This window comes from Capsulimonas sp. (assembly GCF_039929585.1).
Taxonomy (GTDB): domain Bacteria; phylum Armatimonadota; class Armatimonadia; order Armatimonadales; family Capsulimonadaceae; genus Capsulimonas.
Window position 1 is genome coordinate 1 of sequence record NZ_JBDSQY010000375.1, and the last position, 5,602, is coordinate 5,602.

General features: G+C 58.9%; 6 protein-coding genes. 2 read left to right on the top strand and 4 right to left on the bottom strand.

All coding sequences use genetic code 11. The features are described from left to right. Positions 1–320, bottom strand: a 320-nt coding sequence (locus ABIZ35_RS28885; RefSeq protein ID WP_348223415.1) for a hypothetical protein, incomplete at its 3' end; no start/stop codon positions are given. Positions 321–718: 398 nt separating this feature from the next. Here ABIZ35_RS28885 and ABIZ35_RS28890 point away from each other — a divergent pair. Further along, the gene (locus tag ABIZ35_RS28890; RefSeq protein WP_348223416.1) at positions 719–1,747 is read left to right on the top strand and encodes a DUF3187 family protein; all 1,029 of its coding nucleotides are present in this window, start codon (positions 719–721) and stop codon (positions 1,745–1,747) included. Positions 1,748–1,762: 15 nt separating this feature from the next. On the opposite strand, the gene ABIZ35_RS28895 is transcribed toward ABIZ35_RS28890, so the two are convergent. Continuing rightward, positions 1,763–2,920: a hypothetical protein gene (locus tag ABIZ35_RS28895; protein WP_348223417.1), complete on the bottom strand. Its 1,158-nt coding sequence runs from the start codon at positions 2,918–2,920 to the stop codon at positions 1,763–1,765. A 106-nt stretch (positions 2,921–3,026) separates the two neighbouring features. On the opposite strand from ABIZ35_RS28895, the gene ABIZ35_RS28900 reads away from it, so the two are divergent. After that, the gene (locus tag ABIZ35_RS28900; RefSeq protein WP_348223418.1) at positions 3,027–4,106 is read left to right on the top strand and encodes a hypothetical protein; all 1,080 of its coding nucleotides are present in this window, start codon (positions 3,027–3,029) and stop codon (positions 4,104–4,106) included. Here the strand turns inward: ABIZ35_RS28900 and ABIZ35_RS28905 are convergent. Both ABIZ35_RS28905 and ABIZ35_RS28910 read right to left on the bottom strand, forming a co-directional pair. Next, on the bottom strand, positions 4,103–4,351 hold the full coding sequence (locus tag ABIZ35_RS28905) for a type II toxin-antitoxin system Phd/YefM family antitoxin (RefSeq protein ID WP_348223419.1): 249 nt from the start codon (positions 4,349–4,351) through the stop codon (positions 4,103–4,105). The two genes, ABIZ35_RS28900 and ABIZ35_RS28905, sit on opposite strands and share 4 nt — an antisense overlap. Beyond that, positions 4,348–5,475 (bottom strand): hypothetical protein, encoded by a 1,128-nt coding sequence (locus tag ABIZ35_RS28910; protein WP_348223420.1) that lies wholly within the window; start codon positions 5,473–5,475, stop codon positions 4,348–4,350. The genes ABIZ35_RS28905 and ABIZ35_RS28910 overlap by 4 nt, the downstream gene beginning before the upstream one ends. Positions 5,476–5,602 lie beyond the last annotated feature (127 nt).

Below are 5,602 nucleotides of genomic sequence, written 5' to 3' on the forward strand. Positions count from 1 at the left end.
TCCAGGTTCAGCGGCGCTCCCATCGGCGGCGTATAGGCGGGCTCTTCGGTATCCGGAGACGCATAAACAGGCTCGCTCAAGTTGAGCCCTCCGCCCATGGTCGGGGTGTATGCGGCTTGCTGGGCGCCTGGGGAGGCGTAAATCGGCGCATCAAGATCGATCGCCGCGCCCGTCGACGCCTCGTAATCCGAAAGATCGGCGTCGGCCGACGCCGGCGGAACGTCCTCGAACGAAACGCCGCTGAGAGAGTGGCCCGGACTATAAGAGTAATCGGTCGTGTCCTGAGATTCCCGGACCGACGATGGTGATTCCTGCATCATGTGACCCTTTCGATTCTCCCAGACGGGCGTCTTCACATCGATAAGATAAAAGACGTTTGCGCTGAAAGACGGCGGCGCTCATTACTCAATGTGAAAAGCTGCGACGGCGCATGCCTGCGCCGCCGCGAGGCTGTTCGGTGGGAGATTGTTTGGAAAAGCGTCCTGCCGTTTGGATTGGAGAGCGCCCTGAGAGTCTTGCAAACAAGTCCCCACAACACGCCATTGTTGCTTCAGTAGGTTTTTTATACCCGCCTCCTGGGAAAACCAAACTCAATCCGCCAAGCATAGGTTCTTGACACAGGGATGTGGCGACGCCTATACTGGCTCAATACGGGTAAGTTTTTCGGAAACGCCAGTTTTATACTCGGGTACAACGCCAATTCCCAGAAAGCATATCCATGCGACTTACTCTTATTTCTTCCTGTCTCATGCTCGCCTGTTTGTCTCCTGTCTATGCTGACCCCGCCGGCTTTCAAGGTCCAGCCGACCTGCGCAACCAGCGGCCCTACCAATTGCTGTTTCTAGGTTTTTCGCCTCAGTCCGCCACGGTTCTTCCCAGTGGACAGACTCGAACGTCCGCACAGTTTGATATTGCGAACGATGTCTTGATCCCCAGTCCCGGCGAAGGCGCGGCAGTGCGGGAGGATACGGAGACGCAGCGGATGGCGCTGAGTTACGCGCGGGGAATGGGGAGCGGAATTGAGATTTCAGCGATGATCCCGGTCGTCGCGCGCAACGGGGGCGTGCTGGACAAGATGGCGGAGACTTACCATCGGTGGGTCGGCTTCGACCGTCCGATCCGCGATGTCTATATTGGCCGACGCGACGTGCCGTCATATGAGAGCATCGTGAGCTTCAATCGGCCCGGGGGCGACAGCGCATCTTTTGGGAGCGCCTTCGGCCTGGGCGACGCGCAGTTGACCTTGAAACGCGCGCTCTGGCGCGGCCCACGCACCGGCGTCGCAGCGCGCCTCGGCGTCAAGCTTCCGACAGGCGACAAGAACCGATTGCTGGGAAGCGGCGGCGTGGATTACGGTGTGGACCTCGATCTTGACCAAATGCTCTCGTCGCGTCTCGCCCTCTACGCCAATCTGAGCGTCGTCAAAATTGGGCGCGCCGGCGTGCTAAGTGATGAAACACGCTCATCCATCTACCATACCTCGGTTGCGCTGGAATACGCCGCAAATGCAAACGCCAGCTGGCTGGTGCAGACGGAAGAAGGGGATGCGGCCGTTCGTACGGGCAACCGCTTTGCCGATGGAACGCAGTCCACCATATCCCTCGCGTACCGACGCCGCGTGGGAAACGGAAATTCGTGGACCTACGCCTTTACCGAGAACGGGGACTTGTTTAACTACGGCGCTCCGGCGCTTGCGGGGATCGGCCCGGACATCACGTTTTCAGTGGGCTGGGAGAAGAGCAATTGAAAGAATCAGTCCTTTCTATTGTCCCCCACGACGTCGGCGAGCGCCCACAGACTTGTAGACCATCACGATGATCGGAGTAATCACCAGAAGTGCAATGAATATAGCAACTCCTAGCGCCAGGCGTTCAAAATCCTTCTTCTGCTGGAGCCGCGTTTTTTCGTAGGGGATTTTGAACGGCGGTGAGCTATGGTAGTCCGCCCAGAATGTTGAGTCCGTATCGGGATGGCGCCCTGCCTGGAGGCGCGCGTTCATATAGGCGGTTCTCGCGGCGTGCCACTGGACCGCCTCCGCGCGCAGCGCATTGTAATTTTCTTTGTCGTTTTTTGTCCCATTCGTTCTATCAAACGCGGGATCTACTCCATGCAGCAGCGACTGATGGCCGGTCGCTGTAAGCTCATCCGCGCGCAATGCGGCCAAATACCCAAGGTGTGTGGGGCTTTGCTCGGCAGTGAGGCAGACCGAGGCGAGCGTAGAGAAGATGTCGACGCTTTCCCAGGCGTTCCCCAGCATAATCAGCCCCGCAAATCCAGTCGCCGCTTGTGGAAATTGCTCGGAGTTCACTTTTGTGCCGACATATTGCCAAAGAGGCTGCGCCGGAGCGCCTCGTTCCGTATGCTCGATTGGGTCGATCAGCCATTCCATCACGATCTGCTGGTACTTTTCGCGTCCAAAATGCGCGTTTGGATTGATCTTGATTGCCTGCGTAATTTCACTGTGCGCCTTGCGAACTTCGGCGAGATGCTTACGATCCGCTCCCGCTCGTATCCACCGATGTACGCGGCAGGTTCCGATATTGGCGTAGTATTTGTACCATTCTTCCTTCAGTGCGGCGTCCGCGCCCGCCAGCGGCGCGAGCTGTGCGCGTTTTTCGTTCATCCAGACGATGGCTTCGTCATCACGCCCAAGCCGGTCGCAGGCGACGGCGGCGTCATCGTATTCGTCTAAATTGCCGAGATGCGCTCGCAGGTCTTTGGCGACCCGTGCAAGCCGCATTTGGTAGTATAAGGGCGGGTTGCGTTCGAAACGTCCTGTGATTGCCTGCAAAACATCCGGCTGCCGCTGCGCCTCGATCGCGAGAGTATCGCGGTCGTTGAGACAAGCGTGGACAGGCTGGGTGGCGAGGGCGAGAGCGGCGACGCCTATGTGGAGCGCGAGTGGTAAAGCGAGTTTCATATTTTTCTTGCCAAACGATGTTACGAATGATAATAGAACGTCTATGGAGAAGAATGGTTTCGCACAGGCATATCCTATAAGATTGCATTAAAGGCCCTCAATATCCATGAAGTCTCTGCTCCTTATACTCGCACTGGCGGCGGCGTTAATCGCTCCTACACACGCACAAGCAGAATGGGCCAATAAGAATCCCAGTACATCCGCCGCTGTTCGGTCGATCACATTGTCGAATGGCCAAATGGTGGGCGGCCGAACCCGTCGGCAAGTCGAAGTGTGGGCAAGTGGCGACGGCGGCGCGAATTGGAAACAGATTGGGACGGCGGCCCCGTCAAAGCCGGGCGTGGTTTACGGAGACGGCAGCTTTCTGAGCGACGGCGGCCGCGAGGTGTATTGCGCTTTTCGGGAGCATGAGGGGAAAGAATGGCGAGTCATCGTCTGCCGAAGCAAAGACGGCGGCGTGACCTGGGCCGAGGACAGCGTGGTCGCACGGACGACCAGTGGTCGATTTATCGGCGCGCCTGAGCTGTGGTTCTCCCGCAATGGCGACATCCAATGCTATTATGATGACGAAGAAACTCCCGCGAAAGCCGGCCATCCGGGTTCGCAGTGGATCAGCATGGCGTCGCGCCCCCGGCGCGCGAATGGGAAGGCATGGCGTGCGTCTGTTGTCGCCAGTCGCCCGCTTGATGAGAAGAGATTGTCTCGTGACGGAATGGCCACGGTCTGCAATCTGAGCGGTAAGGAGATGATGCTGGTCTGTGAAGGCGTGGATCCGGACAAGCCCGACGTCAACTGCCTCTTCTCCATCCGATCCTATAACAACGGCAAGACCTGGGACTACGCCAGCCGCCGAAAGTTCTGGGCGCCCGTCAAGAGCGGCGTCGCATTCAACGCCTACTGCCCAACCGTTGTTCGTATCGGCGACTCCCTCCACGTCATCTTCTGCACCGACGACGACTTCCCTGCGCCCTCACTCGACAGCGCCCCGCCCGGCAAGCGCAACGCGCACATCAAGCTTATCCGGACATTGGATTCGTTCGACACATGGGGAGAGTTAGAGACGGTGGACGCCAGCCGAGAGACGATGTACACGCCCGGCTTGATCGCGCTTCCATCGCATGAGTTGATCAGCACGATTGATTTGCTCTCGGGCGGAAAGCAGACGGTGAAGTTTCGTAAGCATTAAGAAAAGCCCTGCAAAATATCATCCGGCAATGGCGCGTCGAAATCTTTGGGTACGGTAAATTCTCCGGCGCATAGGCCGAATGGGCGTCGTGCTTGTGTGGAAACGGGTTTCACCTCGACAATAGGAGTAATCTCTGCGATCTGGCGTCCCGCTTCCAGCACTATGAATGCCTCCCCAGCCTGCGCCCGATGGAGATAGGCTGCGGGATCCGATTTGAACTCCTCGATGCTTAGCTTCGTACTCAATGACTTTGTCCCTGAGCCGCCGCGTAGATCAGCAGCAAAATGGCGATGCCTAAGAGCACCGTGAAGAAGATCTTCCAGAAACTGTAGGGGCGGTCGCCCTGCACTTCGCCCGTGCGGGCGTTGACCATGACTTGGTAGACTTTGTCGTGGTAACGGTAGGCCGTCAGCCAAACGGGCATCAGGAGATGCTTGAAGGTGATTCCCGAGTAAGACGTGGCGATGTTGTGGATCCGCTGCTCATCGCCGCCGATGTCGGAGTTGACGTCGCTTCGAATTGTGCTCGCCATCATATTTTTGGCGATCTCGAAGCCTTCCGGCAGGCTCACCTGGTAGCGCTGGGCCTTGTATCCAGAGAGAAAGCGCGGGTCGTAGGGGCGGACTTGGTCCAGCCCCCAGGGTTCGAGAGAATCGAGGCGCGGGCGCGAGACGGACGCCGTGGCGGGAACAGTGACATCGTCGAACCAGCGCGCGACCACGCCGGATGCGGGCCACCAGCGGGTCTTTTGAACCTGACGAGTTTTTGTCTCGGACTTGCCTTCGGAGTTGGTCTCGGTGTAGGTCTCCGTTTCCCAGTAGTGCTCGCCGCGCTCGCCGGTGTAGTGGCTTGTCGTGTGCGAATCGTAGGTCCAGAAGGGAAGATAGACGCCTTGGATCGCCTCCTGGCGCGCCTGGGCTTTCAAGGCGTTCGGAGCGAACCAGCGGGAGCCGAGCCACTGCTTGATCGACTCGGTCGCCTGCCGCTGGGTGTGCTGGAAGGGCAGCACGCCGGAGGGCGCCACCAGCGGATCGGCGCTCCGAGGCTGAGCGACGATCTTGGCGCCGCAGAACGGACACTCGCCGGCGACATCGGGGGGCTCAAAGGTGACCGTCGAACCGCATCCGGAGCATTGGACTTCGAGCGCATTGGCGGTCAGCGCATGCATCTGGTCGGGGCGCGGAACAAGATACGCCTCATAAGACAGTTCATTGACGGCGTCAGCGCTCTGTGGAATCTCTTCGGTGCGGCCGCAATAGGGACACTTGAGCTGGCCGCCTTTGGGATCGAAGACAAGATCGGCCCCGCAGCCGGGACAAGGGTAGCGGCGCGGCGCATCCGGCGCCGCGCCCATTTGTGTATCGGTCATCCGTGTGTTCGCCTCTGGGATTGCGATATTTGGTTAGGCGCTTAGCTATCAGCGCCACTGGGTGGCATGCCGGCGGCTCTGCGCCGGCATGTTCTACGACCGAGAAGAAACGCGCGTTTCACTTCGT